Below are 970 nucleotides of genomic sequence, written 5' to 3' on the forward strand. Positions count from 1 at the left end.
CTTGTCTATGAAGGACGACGCATCAACGGAAACGGGAGTGTTTGGAGGAGCTTTCACTTTCGCGTGATAGGGACGGACTGGATCGCAATACTGCATGACCAGGGTCCGCAAGCCAAGCCCTGGGTCATTTTTGCGCGACGCCCCTCTGGATATGTATCTGCTTCCGCATTCTCAAATTTCGAAAGATTCCTAAGCCAGATTCCGGATGCGCTACAACCTAACTTCAGAAGTAATGTCCACCTGTTCCAGCCTCCAGCGCCACCCACCTAACTGGTCATTGCAGCGGACGCCTTCGGCGCCCGCTGAATTTCGACGTTAGGCCTCGGTCACCAAAACTTTCTCCGGGGATCACCATGAAACTACCTAATATCGATTGTGCGCGACACATCCGCGACGGCGGAATCGATGCAATGGCCGCCTTGAACGAGGCGCTTCGTGACGCGCTCGTCAGCCTTGATCTAGAGGATCAGCAGCGTCTCAAGCGCGTTTTCGGCGAAGTCATGGCAGAGGTCAGTGAAAAGATCATCAACCCCGCGATAAGTGCGTTCCCCGAGCTTGATCCTGATGAGACAACTTGGGCTGCTGTCGTTCGAGCCACGGCAAAGGCGCGCTCTTATGCGGCCTAGCTCATCATTCCGGCGGACCGCCTTCGGCGGTCGCTGAATTCAGACGTTGGGCCGCTCGAACATGACACCGTGTGAATATATTGTCGTAGGCGAGTTTCGGAACGACACGACGCAGGAGATGACGCTCTATCTGGAAATGACATGCGAAGAGGTCGTGCTCGCGCCTAGCCATGAAATTGAACTACTGGCAAGGCCGGATCCGGATCTGCTTCCTCTGACTACGAACTATGTTGAAGGAGGTCTTCAAATTCATCCATGCCGCGTCTTCGATCCAGATTGGCATATTCGATTCAAAGGCAAGATCATCAAGCCGGGCTACCCGACGCGTTTGTCAGAGTTCATAT

2 protein-coding genes are annotated in these 970 nt (G+C 54.1%); both read left to right on the top strand.

What is annotated here, in order from left to right; translation table 11 throughout:
- Positions 1–353 precede the first annotated feature (353 nt).
- Entirely contained in the window at positions 354–626 is a 273-nt protein-coding gene (locus KW835_RS26585; RefSeq protein WP_218387751.1) for a hypothetical protein, read from the top strand.
- 118 nt (positions 627–744) lie between these two features.
- On the top strand, positions 745–970 hold a 226-nt coding region (locus tag KW835_RS26590; protein WP_218387752.1), incomplete at its 3' end, for a hypothetical protein.

Origin of the sequence: Acidovorax sp. sic0104, assembly GCF_019219095.1 — a bacterium.
Classification (GTDB): Bacteria; Pseudomonadota; Gammaproteobacteria; order Burkholderiales; family Burkholderiaceae_C; genus Acidovorax.

What these genes read in the sequence shown, in the direction of transcription:
- KW835_RS26585 (WP_218387751.1), top strand. Translation starts at nt 354, where the DNA reads ATGAAACTACCTAATATCGATTGTGCGCGACACATCCGCGACGGCGGA.